The sequence below is a fragment of the Vreelandella mediterranea genome (assembly GCF_970647075.1).
This window is the reverse complement of the sequence record NZ_OZ310198.1, coordinates 2512134-2527849: the sequence shown is the minus strand read 5'-3', so window position 1 is coordinate 2527849 and position 15716 is coordinate 2512134. Positions and strand designations below refer to the sequence as shown.

Below are 15716 nucleotides of genomic sequence, written 5' to 3'. Positions count from 1 at the left end.
AATTTGCGTTTAATGAGGGGGATAGTTGAAAAGCGTTTACAGAACGTTACCCAATAACGTGTTTTTACCGCGGATGGGCCTAAACTGAATTGATCGGACCCGCGCGTCCGTCGCCGCGCCAGGAGAGAGCGCCTATGAGCCAAGTGAACTGGAATCAATACGCCTGCCGCGACTATTTTGACGAACTGATCGCCGCCCCGGGTCAACCTCGCGCCTCGGCGCTCGAGCTTTGCAACATGCTGGCCGACTTCAGCGCCGCAGAGCTTGCCGAGCGCAAAACCGCCGCTGAAGTCGCCATTCGCACCATGGGCATTACGTTTACGGTTTACTCCGAAGGCGCCATGATCGACCGGGCCTGGCCTTTCGATATCGTCCCGCGCATCATCTCGGCCCGGGAGTGGCGTAAAACCGAGGCCGGCCTCAAGCAGCGCGTCAAGGCCCTGAACCTGTTTATCGACGATCTTTACCACGACCAGAAAGTCGTCAAGGATGGGGTGCTACCCGCTGAGGTGCTGGCGCAATCGGTCAATTTTCGCCCGCAGTGCGTGGGCATCGACCCGCCACACAAGGTGTGGGCGCATATTTGCGGCTCGGACCTGGTACGCGGCGCCGACGGTACCCTGTACGTACTGGAGGACAACCTGCGCATCCCTTCGGGCGTTTCTTACATGCTCGAAAACCGTAACGTCACCAAGCGCGTGCTCCCGGAGCTATTCGCCTCCGGCAAGATTTTGCCCGTGGACGACTACGTGGCCCAGCTTTACGACATGCTGGCGGCGATGTCGCCGCGCCCGGGGGACGACCCTCAGGTGGTCGTGCTCACGCCGGGCATCTACAACTCCGCCTACTTCGAGCACGCCTATCTTGCCCAGCAAATGGGCGTGGAGCTGGTGCAGGGCAGCGACCTGCTCGTCGACGAAAGCGATGTCGTTTACATGCGCACGGTCGAAGGGCGCCGCCGGGTGGACGTGATCTACCGTCGGGTCGATGACGAGTTTCTCGACCCGGAGGTCTTTAACCCGGAATCGAAGCTGGGGGTGGCGGGGCTGATGCGGGCCTGGCGGGCGGGCAACGTGGCGCTGGCCAACGCCCCGGGTGCGGGCGTGGCAGACGACAAGGTAGTGTACGCCTTCGTGCCTGAGCTGATTCGCTACTACCTGGGGGAAGAGCCGCTGCTGCCCAACGTACCGAGTTATCTGTGCATGTTCGAAGAAGACCGGGAGTATGTGCTCTCGCATCTGGACGAACTGGTAGTCAAGCCCGCCAATGAATCCGGCGGCTACGGCATGTTGATCGGCCCGCGCTCCACCAAAGAGACCCGCGAGGAGTTCGCCGACCTGATTCGCGCCAACCCGCGTAACTACATGGCCCAGCCGACCATCGCGCTTTCGACCACGCCAACGCTTGCCGGTGGTTTGCCGCAGCCGCGCCACGTGGACCTGCGCCCCTTCATACTTTCCGGGCCGGACACCTACGTGACCACCGGCGGGCTCACTCGGGTCGCACTGGTGGAAGGGTCGCTGGTGGTGAACTCCTCCCAGGGCGGGGGGAGCAAGGACACCTGGATCGTCGAAGTGGACGAACAGGACGAGGCGAGCGCCGCGCCATCGAAAGGAGAGCGTCATGCTGTCACGGGTCGCTGAGAATCTTTACTGGATGGCGCGCTATATCGAGCGCGCCGAGGACACCGCCAGGCTTTTGAGCGTCAATAGCCACTTGATGCTCGATTTGCCGCACAACCTGCCGCTTGGGTGGGCGCCGCTGATCGAAATGACCGGCACGCTCGAAGATTACCAGGCGCGTTTCGATACCTTCGACGAGAAGGGCGTGGTGCATTTTCTGTGCGCCGATATCCAGAACCCAAGCTCGATTCTCGCGGCGCTTGCCAGCGCCCGCGAGAATCTGCGTACCACCCGCGATGTGGTTCCCCGGGAGATATGGGAAGAGGTGAATCATCTCTATTTGAGCGTGGCAGATCACGCCGAAAACGCGGTAAGCCCGCGTCGGCGCGACACCTTCTTGAAAAACGTGATTCGCAGCTGCCAGACCTTGACCGGGCTGATCGAGGGAACGCTGAGCCACGGCCCGGCGCGCACCTTCATCGAGCTTGGTCGCCAGCTCGAGCGGGCCGACATGACCACTCGAATTCTCGATGTGCGCTCGGCGAGTCTTTTGCCGCAAAACCCGGAGGAGCTTTTACCCTTCGAGAACCTGCAGTGGATGAGCGTGCTGAAGTCGCTGACCGCCTACCAGATGTACCGCCAGCAGGTGCGCCTGCGGGTGCGCGGCCCGGACGTGCTGCGTTTTTTGCTCCAGGATACGCACCTGCCGCGGGCGATCGCCTGCAGTCTCGAAATACTCGCCCACGAGCTTCAGTGGCTGCCGCGTCAGGACCGCGTGGTCGCGACGGTATCGATGGTGCGCGCAGATGTCGTCGACGCCGATATCCAGGCGCTGGCGCACTCGCCCAGCAAGCTACACGCCTTTGTCGACGAGCTGCAGGTCGGCTTCGCCAAAATCCATCAGACGTTGAGCACCACCTATTTCGTGAATAGCGAAGACGTTCCCCGGGTCACCCAGAGCCAGTCGCAAAGTAGCCATAGCGGGGAGCAGGATAGCGACTAGCCCCGGCTTTGACCGGACACCGGCACCGGCGATGAGCGCGAGCCGGTACGAACGCTTGCCGCGCCCCGGCGGCGCCAAAGCTGCCGGGGCACCCCCCCCAAACGCGCATTAGTGGCACAGCCCCTAAAGCGCCAATTGACGTTTACGTTAACTTGCTGCTATATCTTGGCGGCCATACCCGCCCGGTAGTTGGCGGTAGCATCGGCATAACGATAAAAACGATAACGCTGCCGCGGGCGCCCTCAATAAAGCAATAACAACAGCATCAGGAGAAACGCCGTGGCTCTACGCGAGATTCCGCTTTTTATCGACGGTCAGGCCGTCACCTCGCAAAGCGGGGAGTGGCGCGATGTGATCAACCCGGCCACCCAAGAGGTCGTTGCCCGTGTGCCCTTTTGCACCCCGGAAGAGGTCGAGCGGGCCATTCAAAGCGCCCAGACAGCGTTCAAGCAGTGGCGCAAGGTGCCCTTGAACAAGCGCATGCGCATCATGATGACGTTGGCGGCGTTGATTCGCGAGCACACCGGCGAACTGGCCGCGCTGATTACCGAGGAGCACGGCAAAACCCTGCCGGACGCCGAAGGCGAAGTAGGTCGTGGGCTCGAAGTGGTCGAGCACGCCTGCTCGATCACTTCGCTTCAGCTTGGCGAACTGGCCGAAAACGCGGCCAATGACGTGGATGTGTATACCCTGCACCAGCCCCTGGGCGTTGGTGCGGGCATCACGGCGTTCAATTTTCCGATCATGTTGCCGTGCTTCATGTTTCCGCTGGCGATCGCCACGGGCAATACCTTCGTGTTGAAGCCTTCGGAGCAGGACCCGAGCGCCACCCTGCGCCTGGTCGAACTTGCCCACCAGGCGGGTATTCCGCCCGGTGTATTGAACGTGGTGCACGGGGGCCCGGAGGTCGCCAACCAGTTGGCGGATCACCCGGCCATCAAGGCGCTTTCGTTCATCGGCTCGTCTCACGTGGGGTCGCTTTTGTACCAGCGCGCCGCCGCGGCGGGCAAACGAATGCAGGCGATGATGGGCGCCAAGAATCACTGCGTCGTGATGCCGGATGCCAACCGCAGCCAGGCGATCAACAGCCTCTTGGGCTCGGCCTTTGGCGCGGCGGGCCAGCGCTGTATGGCCAACTCCGTCCTGGTGCTGGTGGGCGAGGCACAAACCTGGCTTGCCGATATCATCCAGGGCGCGCAAAACATGCGCGTGGGCCCCGGCACCCAGCGCGATGCGGACCTGGGTCCGCTGGTTTCCCCTCAGGCCAAAGTGCGGGTGGAAGCGCTCATCGAGCAGGGCGTAAGTGAGGGGGCGACCCTCGAACTCGACGGGCGTGGTTACACGGTCGCGGGCTACCCGGAGGGCAACTTCGTTGGCCCCACGCTTTTCAGTGGCGTGACCCCGACCATGCGCATCTATCAGGAAGAGATATTCGGCCCGGTGCTATGCGTGGTGAACGTGGCGACCCTCGATGAAGCCATTGCATTGATCAACGCTAACCCCAACGGCAACGGCACTTCGATTTTCACCAGCGCCGGGTGGGTGGCCAGGCGCTTCGAGTCTGACATCGACGTGGGCCAGATCGGCATCAACGTGCCCATTCCGGTGCCGGTGGCCTATTTCAGCTTTACCGGCTCGCGCGGCTCCAAACTTGGCGACTTGGGGCCCAACGGCAAGCAAGCGATTACCTTCTGGACGCAGACCAAAACCGTCACCGCCCGCTGGTTCGAGCCGGAAAACGTCTCCGCCGGCATCAACAGCACGATCTCGCTGAGCTAGCGCTCCCGTTCGAAACGTATCGGCGCGGGGGCCGCGCCGATACGAGCTCGAACCATCGTCGAAGGCGTCTTAACGCTCCAAAAGCGGCAGGCTTTGCTCGAATAGCTGCTCGATCGGGCCGAGCTGGCTTTCGTGCAGGATCAACAGCGTTTTACCGCCACCGCGCTGTTCGCTAAGCGGGGTGAGCAGCGCGAATTCGCCTTCTTCGAGGTGAAATTCGTGAATCTCACGCAGTCCTTCGGCGGTCTCACAAAGCGAGCAGCGGTAGGTGTCGTCCTCACCGTAGACCAGGCGGTGGTACATCTTGAACTGGGTATAGAGCGAAAGGCCGCCTTCGAAAGCGGGCCAGCGCGCCGGCGTTGTCTGAATGTCGTCGTCGAGCGCGACCCCCTTGGCCACGGCGTTGGCGATGGCCTCCGAGAGCGGCCTGGCCAGCAGCGCGCCTTCGTTCGAAGGCTGGGGCGTGCTTTGGCGCGACTGCCCGAAGCCACTGGCCGCGGCGCGAAAGTCTTCGAGCGAGGCAAGCGGGTAATCGATGTGTTTCAGATCATTGGGTTCACAGCCGCCGTTTTCCCAACCGTGCACGATCCTGAGCGTCACCTGGCCGCGGGTCATCGGCCGGCCCAGCAGCATATAGAGCGCGACCTTGACATGCAGCTCGCGCTCGGGGGTGTTGTTCTCGAAAGCTTGATAGGGCGCGGCGAAAAGCCCGTGCAACCGTCCGTTAACGTGTTCTTTGGCTTCGGTGAAGGTCATGATGTTTTCCTCAAGGGCACGGTTTCCTCTAAAAGTATGGCTTTTTAGCCGCAATAGCATTAATTATCGCATCTATCCGTTAACGCCTGGATTCAACGTAGGCTAAAGTTATCAGCCTTTACGCCGGGTTATGGCACTTCTTTAACGTTTTACCAGGGTGGACCGCGATGATTCGCAGTATGTTGACAGCGCCGGACGGCACGTTTCAGACCGGCGGCGAAGAGCTCTTCGCGCAGTGGCAGCAAAACCCGGAGAGCCACATCTGGATCGACCTGCAGGGCGAGGCGCAAGAGACCGAGCGTGCGCTACTCGAGCGCTTCGAGTGTCATCCGCTGGCCATTCAGGATGCCCACAAGGAGCGCCACCCGCCCAAGATCGAAGAGTTCGAGCAGCATACGCTGATCATCTACCGGGGCATTTCCTCTTTCGATGCCGAGCTCAACTTCATCCCGCAGCAGATCGCGTTTTTTATCGGTGAACGCTTTCTGATCACGCTGCACCCGGGCGAGGCAATGAGTGTCGAGCGGCTTTTCAACGCCCAGGGCCAGGCGCTTTTGGCGCAGTCGCCGGAGCGCGCCGCGCTCAGAGTCATGTACACCTCGGCGGGGTTTTATAGCGACAGCCTGCTGGAGTTCGAAACCGCGCTGAGCGACCTGGAAGACGAGCTTTTGGACAACGGCAACGACGTGCTGATGCGCAAAATCATTACCTACCGGTCCCGATTGGTCAAAATGCGCCGTATTTTCAGCTACCACAAGGGCATTACCCAGGAGCTGACCGCCTACGACTACGAACACCTGCCGCGGGATCAAAGCGAAACCCTGCACGCGATCAACGATGTGGCCGAGCGCTTCGAGCGCCTTTATAGCCTGACCCAGATGTACTACGAGATCTGCGGCGACTTGGTCGATGGCTACATCTCGATCTCTTCACACCAGCTGAACATCACCATGCGCGTGCTCACGGTGATTACCGCGATTTTCGTACCGCTGACCTTTATTGCCGGTATCTACGGCATGAACTTCGAAGTCATGCCGGAGCTTGGCTGGCGCTACGGCTACTTCTTCGTGTGGGGCGCAATGTTTGGCATCGCGGGCGTGCTGATTTGGTTGTTCAAACGCAAGGGGTGGTTTTAACCGCGGCGAAAGATTCGGCGCGGGGGGATTGAGGGGCCCTTTAAATTTGATAGGGTCTTTTAAACCCACTCAGACCTTGACGGGTTTGAACTCAACCACAGGAGGCCGTTTATGGCCGATGTGCGCTCCGTTTCGGATACCATGGCCGCCATGCTGCTAACCGGCCACGGCGATGTCGATAAGCTCGAGTATCGAGAGGACGTCGCCACCCCCGCGCCGGGCCCGGGTCAGGTACTGGTCAGGGTCACCGCGACCGCCAAGAACAATACCGACCGCAAGGCCCGCGAAGGGCTCTACCCGACCAAAGGCAAGGAGGAAGTGACCTCCTTTGCGATGGGCGGTGCGCCGACCCTTGGCTTTCCGCGTATTCAGGGCGCGGACGTGGCCGGGCGGGTCGTCGCGGTGGGCGAGGGCGTCGATGCTTCGCGCATCGGTGAGCGTGGGCTTTTGGATTTCAACCTCTACGCTGATGAGCGCGGGGATATCAACCTGACCCCGGACTACTACGGCCACGGCGCCGACGGTGGCTTCGCCGAGTACGTCGCGCTGCCCTCGGATCAGTTCTACCACATCCCCAACGAAGGACTTGGCGACGCCGAGCTTGCCTCGATGGGCATGTGCTCGTATCAAACTGCTTATCACATGATGACCGCCGCCAACGTGCGCGCGGGGGAGCGCGTGCTGGTCAGCGGCGCCAGCGGCGGCGTGGGCACCGCGCTGATCCAGCTTTGCCGCATCGTCGGGGCGATTCCCTTTGCGGTGAGCCAGCCGGACAAAGCGGATGCGCTGATCGCACTCGGTGCCGAGGCGGTGATCGACCGGGGCGATCTTGCAAGCTTCGTCGAGCGTGTGCTTAAGGCCACCCAGGGCGCGAACATCGATGCGGTCATGGATCTGGTGGGCGGGCAGATGACCGATCTCTTCATCGACACCATGATTGGCGATATGCAGGCGCGCACTACCTACCCGCGGTTGTCGATTGCCGGCGCCAGCGGTGGCAACGTCAGTGAAATCATGTGGACGCGTATTTATCTCTACCAGGTGCAGATCTTTGGCGTCTCCCACGGCACCCGTGAAGAGGCGGCGCAGCTAATGGCGTGGATCAAAAGCGGTGAGCTCAAGCCCGTACTGCACGCGGCGTTCAAGCTCTCCAGGCTTCACGACGCCGAGCGTTATTTCATGAACCGCGCCAGTAGCTACCTGGGTAAGATCGTGATCGTCCCCGATGCCCAGTGGGACGATCACGGCGCGGCGTTCGCGCTCGAATCAAACTGAGCGTCGTGACCAATTGACCGGGAGCTTTGCCGTGAAAAAACGCCATACCATTGAACTGATGGACACCCACGCCGGTGGCGATGTCAGCCGTATCGTCACCGGCGGTATCGATGCGCTGCCAGGGATGAGCGTGCGCCAGCAAATGGAGTATTTGCGCGACGACGCCGATGGCTTACGTCGGCTGCTGCTCGAGGAGCCCTACGGCATCCCTGAAATGTCGGTGGATTTGCTCGTGCCCGCGGTCCACCCGGAAGCGGTAGCGGGCTATATCATCATGGAGGTCATGGGGTATCCCATTTACTCGGGCTCCAACACGCTATGCACGGCCACCGCGGTGCTCGAAAGCGGTTTGGTGGCCAAGCAGGAGGGGATTCAGCGCTTCAACCTGGAGGCCCCGGCGGGGCTCGTGCAGATCGAGGCGCGGGTGCATAACGGCGTGGTGGAATCCGTCACCTGCGGCGGCTTGCCAAGCTATATCGATACCTACCGCGAAAGCGTCGCGGTGCCGGGGATTGGCGAGGTCACCTACTCGATCGCCTATAGCGGCGGCTTCTACGCGCTGGTCGACGCCGAGGCGCTGGGCTTCAAGCTGGTCCGCGAGGAGGAGGCCGCGCTTGCCGCCTGCGCCTATAAAATCGTCGAAGCGATCAAGGCCAAGCGCGGCTTCTCCCATTACACCCTGGGGGACGTGGGGCCGCTGCCGTTTTTACACTTCCTGGGGCCGGAGGAGCAGGTCGGCGAGGATTATATTCGCTCGCGCTCGACTACCTACGTTCACCCCGGCGTGATTTGTCGCAGTACCACGGGCACCGGCACCTCGGCCAGGCTTGCGTTGATGCAGTACGAAGGGCGGCTCAACGTCGGGGACAAGCTCGAAACCATTTCACTTCGCGAAACCGGTTTCATCGGTACTTTTATCGGCACCCATCAGGAAGGCGCCTACCAGGTAGTGGAGAACACCATTACCGGGCGCAGCTACGTGCTGGCTACCTCGCAAATCGTGATCAACTGCGACGACCCTTTGGTCGCCTGCGGCGAGCTTCACCATATATTGAGCGACCGCCACGCTGAAGGCGATTAGGGGCAGGAGTAGCGGTATTTGCGCTGGCTCGACTCCTTGCCGTGGCCCCGTGCGGTCCGTAGCGGGGGTCTTTCGCCAGGGATGGCGAAAGTAGCGTACAGGGAGGTATTTACAGCGCCCCCGCGTAGGATTGCCCGGGGCCACTTCCATGCTCAGGTCGACACCTTGCCCCGCAGCGATTTCACCGTGCCCTTGCGGGTTTTGTTATCCACCCGCCGGCGCTTGGCGCCTTTGCTGGGTTTGGTCGGGCGGCGCGCCTTGCGCGGCGTGACCGCCTCCAGAATCAGCGCTTTGAGCCGCGCCAGCGCATCCTCTTTATTGAGCTCTAGAGTGCGATGGCTCTGGGCCTTGATGATGATGACGCCTTCCTTGCTGATCCGTTGATCGGAAAAGGCCATCAGCCGCTCCTTGTACCCCGCGGGCAGGGTGGAGCTCAAAATATCGAAGCGCAAATGCACCGCCGAGGCGACCTTGTTCACGTTCTGGCCGCCCGCGCCTTGGGCGCGGATCTGGCTGATCACGATTTCCCAGTCCGCCAGCGTCACGTTGTTGGAAATTTGAAGCATCGTTAGGGGTTATCCCGCTAGGTTGGTCACCGGTTGGTTGTCGATAAAGGCCAACAGATTGTCGAAGGCATCGTTAAAGTAGAGCTCGAAGCTGTCTTTTTCAACATAGCCCAGGTGCGGCGTGGCGATGACGTTGGGCAGTTCGAAAAGCGGGTGCGAGGTGAGGGGCTCTTCGTCGAAGACGTCCAGAGCCGCGCGCCCGGGCCGGCCGGTTTTCAGAGCCGCCTCCAAAGCCCCCGGGGCAATCAGCCCCGCGCGGCTGGTGTTGACCAACAGCGAGCCGGGCTTCATGCGCGTTAGATGCTCTTCGGTGACGATGTGTTGGGTCTTGTCGTTTAGACGAAGATGCAGGCTCACCACGTCGGCGCGTTCGAAAAGCGCCTGCTGGTTTTGCACCACGCCAAGCCCCGCGTCGATCGCGCGCTCCCGGCTGCCGGAGCGCCCCCACACCAACACTTTCATACCAAACGCCTGGGCGTAACGGCCGACTACGCTGCCGATACGGCCATAGCCAAAAATACCCAGCGTACGCCCCTTGAGGCCCGTGCCCAGGGTGCGCTGCCAGCGCCCGGCCTTGAGGTTTTCCACCTCTTCGGGAATATGGCGCATCGCCGCCAGTATCAGCGCCCAGGTCAATTCCGCCGCGGCATCCGGCGAGCCCTTGCCGGCCATCACCGTGATCCCCTGGCGCTTGCAGGCCGCAATATCCACGTGCGCCGCGCCGCCACCGGTTTGGCTGATCACCTTGAGCTTTGGTAGCCGCTCGATGAGCGCTTGGGTCATCGGCGTGCGCTCGCGAATCAGTACCAGGGCGTCGGCGTCCTTGAAGCGCTCTACCTGGGCTTCGAGCTCGGTCACGGTGTCGTTGTAAATGGTCACCGTCAGTCCGTCGAGTTTTTGAAAGGCGCCCAAGTGGCGAACGCAGTCCTGGTAGTCATCGGGTATCACTATATGCACGGGCGTCTTCCTTGAACTTTTGAATCGATAAACGTCTTTCACTATTAAAGCACAGACATCAGGCGGTATTGACCGCTACCCTTTAACCACTGTCGTTTTAAAACGTTTCAAATAATCCGGCCTTTAGCGGCCGGTCCACCATCAGGCAAGAAGGAGAGCGCCATGGCCCACTACGTAGTGGAAGACAATGAACTAAGTGCGGGTACGATTTACCGGCTTTTCTCGGGCACTATCTGCCCGCGCCCGATTGCCTGGGTGGCCACGCGCGACGCCCAGGGGAGGGCCAATCTCGCGCCGTTTTCGTTTTTCAACGTGGCAAGCGTCGATCCGCCGGTACTGGCGTTTGCGCCGCTACTGGATGGCGAAGGCAGGGCCAAGGACACGGTGAACAACATCGAAGCGGTGGGCGAGTGCGTCGTGCACGTGGGCAGCGAGGATTTGATCGAGGCGCTCAACGCGACCAGCGCCACGCTCGACGCCCAGGAGGACGAGTTCACGCTTGCCGGGCTCGAAAAAGCCGAAATGCCGGGTGTTAGCGTGGCGCGCATCAAGGACGCCCCGGTCGCCTTTGGCTGCCAACGTTACGATGTGATCCGCTTTGGCGATAAACCGTTGGCAGGCTCGCTGGTGTTGGTGCAGGTAGTGAGCATTCACATCGACGAGCAGATATGGGACGGGCGCTACGTGGACATGGCAACGCTCAAACCTACCGGCCGGCTAGCCGGCAACGACTACGTGCGGATCACCGACCGTTTCGTGATCGAGCGGCCGAGCTAATCGAGAGGAGACTTTTTATTGCGCTCTTCTTCGTAAAATTCGCTTAAGTTTAACGAGCCTTGGCCGATATAAGTGCCGCACTGCGCCCGATGTCCAGGGGCAGCGAACGTGATGTCCAAACGGTATGGCCACGCTCTTTATTTTAACTATAAGCGAACACGAAGAATGAAAAAGTCGTTAAGTATCCGCGCTATGCTGATTGGCCTTTTTACGGCGGCCGTGTTGGGAGCTTGTGTGCTCGCAACGACGGGTTGGTTCACCAACCAGCGGCTCGTCAACGCCCAGCATTATATTACCGGGGATGTATTGCCCCTTCAGGAAGCTAGCCGCCACCTGGTGCTGACGTTGGGGGCCTTTGGTCAGCGCCACGCCGATATGCTGGCGGCGCAAAGTGAGGCGGGGCTGGGTGCGGTCACCTCCCAGGACGTATTGAATGAGCGTTATCAGCGTGCCCGCGAAGACCTGTCGCGCCTCTCCCACGCAGACCAGGTGGCGCGTTTGTCGTCGCTGGATGCAAGCTATGAAAACCTGCTCGAAGGTGACAGCGCACTGGATAGGGTGCGTCGGGACACGTTGAGCCTGCGCATTCGAATCGCAGCGCAAATCGACGAGATGGAGCAGCGCATCAACAGCGTCATTCAAAGCGCGCAAACCGTATCTGACCGTACGCTTTACACCCAGTCGCGCCGCGAGGCGGCCCAGCGCGATATGATGGAGGCCTGGCGAGAAGAGGGCACCACCTCCCTCCCGACCCAGCTTTTGGATGATTTGTACGCCCCCCGCGTCGATATCGGTAGGCTGAGCGGCGAGGCGCGAGTGGCCATTGCAAGACTTGCGGATTTAAGCCGTCAGATGCTGCATGCAAGCGACATCGATGAGCTGATGGATCTGCGTAACTATGTCATCGTCCCCCAAGTAGCGCTGGCGCTGCAGTCGCTGGCGGCCATTGCCGAAGCGCCTAGTACCGAAGTGGAGCAACGCGCCGTCATCGCAGCGCTGGCCGACGAGATCACCGAACTCAACGAGCTAATGGTCGAAGACCCGGACTCGGTATACGCGTTGCGCGAAGCGCAGCTTGCGCTGGATGCACGCACCCAGGCGGCGCTTGCCGAAACCACCGCCGCCCTGGCGTCGATGCAGGATGATCTAAGCGATATCAACAGCTACATCACCACCCAGGCCAGCGGCGCCGCCACCGCCGCCGTGCGCCTGGCCGATACCGGGCGCACGCTATTGATATTGGTGACGCTGGGCGTCATTGCGCTACTCGCCATATTTGGCTGGCGCACGCTGGTTCGCGTACTGGGCCCACTGGTACTGATGCGCCGGCAAATGGAGACGATTGGCGGCGACGACGGAGAGCGCGCCGATCTTTCCAAACGTCTGGCGCTCAAGCATGACGACGAAGTCGGTAAGGCCGCGTTTGCCTTCAATCAAATGATGGATACGTTCGAAGCCATGGTGCGCCAGGTGCGCGAAAGCGCCGAAGACATTGCCCATAGCAGTGGCCAGATTGCCGGGGGCAATGAAAACCTGTCCGGGCGCACGGATCAGCAGGCAAGCTCACTGGCGCAGACGGCCTCGAGCGTGGAGCAGATGACCGCCACAGTGAAGCAGACGGCGGACTACGCCGAACAAGCGAAAAAGGCAAGCCATCACGTCGATCAGCGCGCCCGCGCCGCCGGCGGTGTGGCCAAACAAAGCGCCGAGGCGATGAGCGATATTCGCCATTCCAGCGAGCAGATTACGTCGATCGTCAAAGCGATCGATGATATTGCCTTTCAAACCAACCTGCTTGCCCTCAACGCATCGGTGGAAGCCGCGCGCGCCGGTGAGCAAGGACGCGGCTTTGCCGTGGTAGCACAGGAGGTGCGCAAGCTGGCCGGACGCAGTGCCGATGAGGCCGCGCAGATTCGCCATCTGGTCGATGACAGCGTCAAAAAAGTCAGCGAAGGCGAGCAGTTGGTTCACGCCTCGAGCAATCACCTGCAAGACATCATCGATAGTCTGGGCGAGGTGACGCATTACGTCAGCGATATCGCCGACGCCACCTCCGAGCAGTCCTCGGGTATCGAGCAGATCAACGAGGCGATCGCCCAGCTCGACCAGGTCACCCATCAAAACGCCAAACTGGTACAGGAGGCGACTCAGGCAAGCCAACGACTGGATGAGCGGGCCGGGGACATGCACGCTCTGATGAGCCGGTTCCAGGTCAGTGGCTACGCTGAAACCAACGCGCTACCCGCTAGCGAGAAAGCCCCGCAACTGGCTTGAGCGTCGACCCGGGGTTGAATTCGCCTGCCAGCGTCGGCATCTACTCTTTAACAGTTGAAGCGATACACAAGGAGTGAAGTATGACGACGCTCGTAGTCGGTGCCAACGGTCAAATCGGTAAGCAGTTTTGCGAACAGGCCCAGCAGGAGGGCGTAGCCGTCAAGGCGATGGTGCGCCGCGAAGAGCAGGCCGAGTGGTTCAAGGCCCGCGGTATCGAGGTCGTCATCGGCGATCTCGAAGGCGAGATGGCCCACGCCTTCGAGGGTTGCAACGAGGTGGTCTTCACCGCCGGTTCGGGCCCGCACACCGGGCCGGACAAGACGCTGTTGATCGATTTATATGGCGCGATTCGCACGGCGGATATCGCCAAAGAGAAAGGCCTCGAGCGGTTTGTCATGGTCAGCGCTATCCGCGCCGAGCAGCCGCTCGAAGCGCCGGAGAAGATGCGCCCCTACATGGCGGCCAAGTTCGCCGCCGACCGGCACCTACAAAGCGCCGGGCTGCCCTACGTGATTCTAAAACCCGGGCCGTTGAGCGATGACGCGCCGACGCATGGGTTTAGCGACTCGATGGAGGCGAGTGCAGGGGCGATCACCCGCGCGGACGTCGCCTACGCGCTGCTTCACGTGGTCAAAAATCCGGCGCTGAAAAACCAATCCGTGACGCTACTAAACGGTGAACGCTCCATCGACGCGCTGTTTAGCTAGCCGCTCGTATGAAACTCGACGCCCCCGTTGGCGTAATCGCCGACACCCACGGCTTGCTGCGCGACGAAGCGCTGACGCTTTTGGCAGGCTGTGGGGCGATTTTACACCTGGGCGATGTGGGTAATAAGCCCGAAGACGCTTTGATCCTCGACCGGCTCGAAGCGCTCGCGCCGCTTTACACGGTCAGGGGCAATATCGATACCGCGGACTGGTGTGAAAAGCTGCCCGCCACGCAAACGCTGCACGTCAACGGCTGGCGGCTGCACCTGGTGCATCGGCTCGCGGACTTTGACGAGGCGGCTGCCTGCGATGTGGTACTCCACGGCCACTCGCACAAACCGCGCAACGAATGGCAAGGCGATAGGCTTTTGTTCAACCCGGGAGCGGCGGGCAAGCGCCGTTTCAAACTGCCGTTGACGCTTGGCAAGCTTTGGCTTGGCGAGCGTCGTATCCAGCGCGCTATCATCCATCTACCTTTGTAGCGTTTGCCCGGTAGACCACCGGCCAAGCACTTCAAAACGGGTGCTTGAAAACGAGAAGAGAGCGATGCCCCCACCCACTTCGCTTGCCTGTGCCGTTCGAACGCTGCTGGCGAGCGCCCCTGACAGTCAATTGCCGTTCACCTACCAGCAGGTTGCAAAGCAGTTAGGCCTTACCCCTCCACGCACCATTGCAAGAGTGACCCAAGCGCTCGAGGAGCTAATGCGTGAGGATGCGGCGGCAAAGCGGCCGTTTATCGCCGCGCTGGTGGTCAGCCGGCGCGACGCTATGCCGGCGACGGGGTTTTTCGAGCTGGCAACCACCCTTGAGCGCTTTCCTCACGACCCCGCCAGCCAACGCGCCGCCTATCAGGCGGAATACGCTAAAGCACTCGCTACGCGCTAGGCTTGCGACTGGTTGCTGGGGGAGAGCGGCGTAGCGGGTCGAGTAGTCCGCTCAAGCCATTGTGATCGATTTCGTGCATCAGCTGGAGAAGCTGGCCAATCTCTCCCGAAGGAAAGCCCTCACGTGCAAACCAGTTAAGGTAAGGCCCTGGCAGGTCGGCAATGAGCCAGCCGTGGTGTTTGCCAAACGGCATCGTGTAGGTCACCAGCTTTTCAAGATCGTCGGGGTTCACGGTCAACCTTTCTCACTTATTGATAGTCGTCGAAGACCAATGGCGTTAGGCATTGGTCGATAATCAGCGCGTCTGGGCTATTTTATCCCCATCAAAAGCCTTCGGATGGAGCGTTTTTTGAATCGGGCCAAAAATATGATTTTGTTTTCGTAAAAAGCCGCCTAGCATGGCTTTAAAGCGGCACTTTAGCCAAACGACCCTCGCCAAGTGGTGGCGCATTATTCAAGGAGTCTGCCATGAGTCTTTCACCGTTTCACCTTGCCATTCCCGTCTACGATGTTCCCCTGGCCCGCGCGTTCTACCACGACGTGTTCGGTCTGGAAGAGGGCCGCTCCAGCGACAACTGGGTCGATTTCAACTTCTTTGGCCACCAGCTAGTGATTCACGGCCATCCCAAAACGCCGGGCCAAGAGAGCGCGCATACCAACCCGGTCGACGGTCACGACGTGCCGGTGCCGCACTTTGGCGTGCTTTTGGAGTGGGACGAATGGGAGGCGCTGGCCGAGCGGCTGAAAGCGCAGGGCATCGAGTTCGTGATCGAACCCTACGTGCGCTTCAAAGGCCAGGTCGGCGAGCAGGCGACGATGTTTTTGCTCGACCCCTGCGGTAACGCCCTCGAGTTCAAGGCGTTCAAGGACAAGAGCCAGATATTCGCCAAATAAGCCG

The 15716-nt window shown here is 60.8% G+C and carries 16 protein-coding genes; 12 read left to right on the top strand and 4 right to left on the bottom strand.

Translation table 11 applies throughout. The features are described from left to right. The first annotated feature begins 134 nt into the window (after positions 1 to 134). From ACWFVE_RS11660 to ACWFVE_RS11650, 3 genes are all read left to right on the top strand, one after another. The gene (locus ACWFVE_RS11660) at positions 135 to 1643 is read left to right on the top strand and encodes a circularly permuted type 2 ATP-grasp protein (RefSeq protein WP_447529438.1); all 1509 of its coding nucleotides are present in this window, start codon (positions 135 to 137) and stop codon (positions 1641 to 1643) included. Next, on the top strand, positions 1624 to 2625 hold the full coding sequence (locus ACWFVE_RS11655; protein WP_447529437.1) for an alpha-E domain-containing protein: 1002 nt from the start codon (positions 1624 to 1626) through the stop codon (positions 2623 to 2625). Before ACWFVE_RS11660 ends, ACWFVE_RS11655 begins: the two co-directional genes overlap by 20 nt. 279 nt (positions 2626 to 2904) lie before the next feature. Then, on the top strand, positions 2905 to 4404 hold the full coding sequence (locus tag ACWFVE_RS11650) for a CoA-acylating methylmalonate-semialdehyde dehydrogenase (RefSeq protein ID WP_447529436.1): 1500 nt from the start codon (positions 2905 to 2907) through the stop codon (positions 4402 to 4404). A 69-nt stretch (positions 4405 to 4473) separates the two neighbouring features. Here the strand turns inward: ACWFVE_RS11650 and ACWFVE_RS11645 are convergent, their stop codons facing one another. Next, positions 4474 to 5160: a hypothetical protein gene (locus ACWFVE_RS11645; protein WP_447529435.1), complete on the bottom strand. Its 687-nt coding sequence runs from the start codon at positions 5158 to 5160 to the stop codon at positions 4474 to 4476. Between the two features lie 167 nt (positions 5161 to 5327). On the opposite strand from ACWFVE_RS11645, the gene corA reads away from it, so the two are divergent. From corA to ACWFVE_RS11630, 3 genes are all read left to right on the top strand, one after another. After that, on the top strand, positions 5328 to 6296 hold the full coding sequence (gene corA / locus ACWFVE_RS11640; RefSeq protein WP_447529434.1) for a magnesium/cobalt transporter CorA: 969 nt from the start codon (positions 5328 to 5330) through the stop codon (positions 6294 to 6296). A 111-nt stretch (positions 6297 to 6407) separates the two neighbouring features. Next, on the top strand, positions 6408 to 7571 hold the full coding sequence (locus ACWFVE_RS11635; RefSeq protein WP_447529433.1) for an alcohol dehydrogenase catalytic domain-containing protein: 1164 nt from the start codon (positions 6408 to 6410) through the stop codon (positions 7569 to 7571). A 31-nt stretch (positions 7572 to 7602) separates the two neighbouring features. Beyond that, positions 7603 to 8652 carry a proline racemase family protein gene (locus ACWFVE_RS11630; RefSeq protein WP_447529432.1) on the top strand — a complete coding sequence of 350 codons (1050 nt, stop codon included), beginning with the start codon at positions 7603 to 7605 and terminating at the stop codon, positions 8650 to 8652. Between the two features lie 152 nt (positions 8653 to 8804). Here the strand turns inward: ACWFVE_RS11630 and arfB are convergent, their stop codons facing one another. Beyond that, positions 8805 to 9218 (bottom strand): alternative ribosome rescue aminoacyl-tRNA hydrolase ArfB, encoded by a 414-nt coding sequence (arfB, locus tag ACWFVE_RS11625; protein WP_447529431.1) that lies wholly within the window; start codon positions 9216 to 9218, stop codon positions 8805 to 8807. A 9-nt stretch (positions 9219 to 9227) separates the two neighbouring features. Further along, positions 9228 to 10175 carry a D-2-hydroxyacid dehydrogenase family protein gene (locus ACWFVE_RS11620; RefSeq protein WP_447529430.1) on the bottom strand — a complete coding sequence of 316 codons (948 nt, stop codon included), beginning with the start codon at positions 10173 to 10175 and terminating at the stop codon, positions 9228 to 9230. Positions 10176 to 10337: 162 nt separating this feature from the next. Here ACWFVE_RS11620 and ACWFVE_RS11615 point away from each other — a divergent pair, with 162 nt between their 5' ends. From ACWFVE_RS11615 to ACWFVE_RS11595, 5 genes are all read left to right on the top strand, one after another. Continuing rightward, positions 10338 to 10952, top strand: a complete 615-nt coding sequence (locus tag ACWFVE_RS11615) for a flavin reductase family protein (protein WP_447529429.1) — start codon at positions 10338 to 10340, stop codon at positions 10950 to 10952. Between the two features lie 165 nt (positions 10953 to 11117). After that, positions 11118 to 13226: a methyl-accepting chemotaxis protein gene (locus ACWFVE_RS11610; RefSeq protein WP_447529428.1), complete on the top strand. Its 2109-nt coding sequence runs from the start codon at positions 11118 to 11120 to the stop codon at positions 13224 to 13226. An 80-nt stretch (positions 13227 to 13306) separates the two neighbouring features. Next, the gene (locus ACWFVE_RS11605) at positions 13307 to 13933 is read left to right on the top strand and encodes an SDR family oxidoreductase (RefSeq protein WP_447529427.1); all 627 of its coding nucleotides are present in this window, start codon (positions 13307 to 13309) and stop codon (positions 13931 to 13933) included. 8 nt (positions 13934 to 13941) lie between these two features. Further along, complete coding sequence (locus ACWFVE_RS11600; protein WP_447529426.1) at positions 13942 to 14415, top strand: metallophosphoesterase family protein; 474 nt, start codon at positions 13942 to 13944, stop codon at positions 14413 to 14415. A gap of 64 nt (positions 14416 to 14479) precedes the next feature. After that, positions 14480 to 14818, top strand: coding sequence for a hypothetical protein (locus ACWFVE_RS11595; RefSeq protein WP_447529425.1), 339 nt, complete (start codon positions 14480 to 14482; stop codon positions 14816 to 14818). On the opposite strand, the gene ACWFVE_RS11590 is transcribed toward ACWFVE_RS11595, so the two are convergent. Next, positions 14808 to 15050 carry a DUF3820 family protein gene (locus tag ACWFVE_RS11590; protein ID WP_447529424.1) on the bottom strand — a complete coding sequence of 81 codons (243 nt, stop codon included), beginning with the start codon at positions 15048 to 15050 and terminating at the stop codon, positions 14808 to 14810. The genes ACWFVE_RS11595 and ACWFVE_RS11590 overlap by 11 nt on opposite strands. A 236-nt stretch (positions 15051 to 15286) precedes the next feature. Here ACWFVE_RS11590 and ACWFVE_RS11585 point away from each other — a divergent pair, with 236 nt between their 5' ends. Beyond that, positions 15287 to 15712: a VOC family protein gene (locus ACWFVE_RS11585; RefSeq protein WP_447529423.1), complete on the top strand. Its 426-nt coding sequence runs from the start codon at positions 15287 to 15289 to the stop codon at positions 15710 to 15712. The last annotated feature ends 4 nt before the right edge of the window (positions 15713 to 15716 follow it).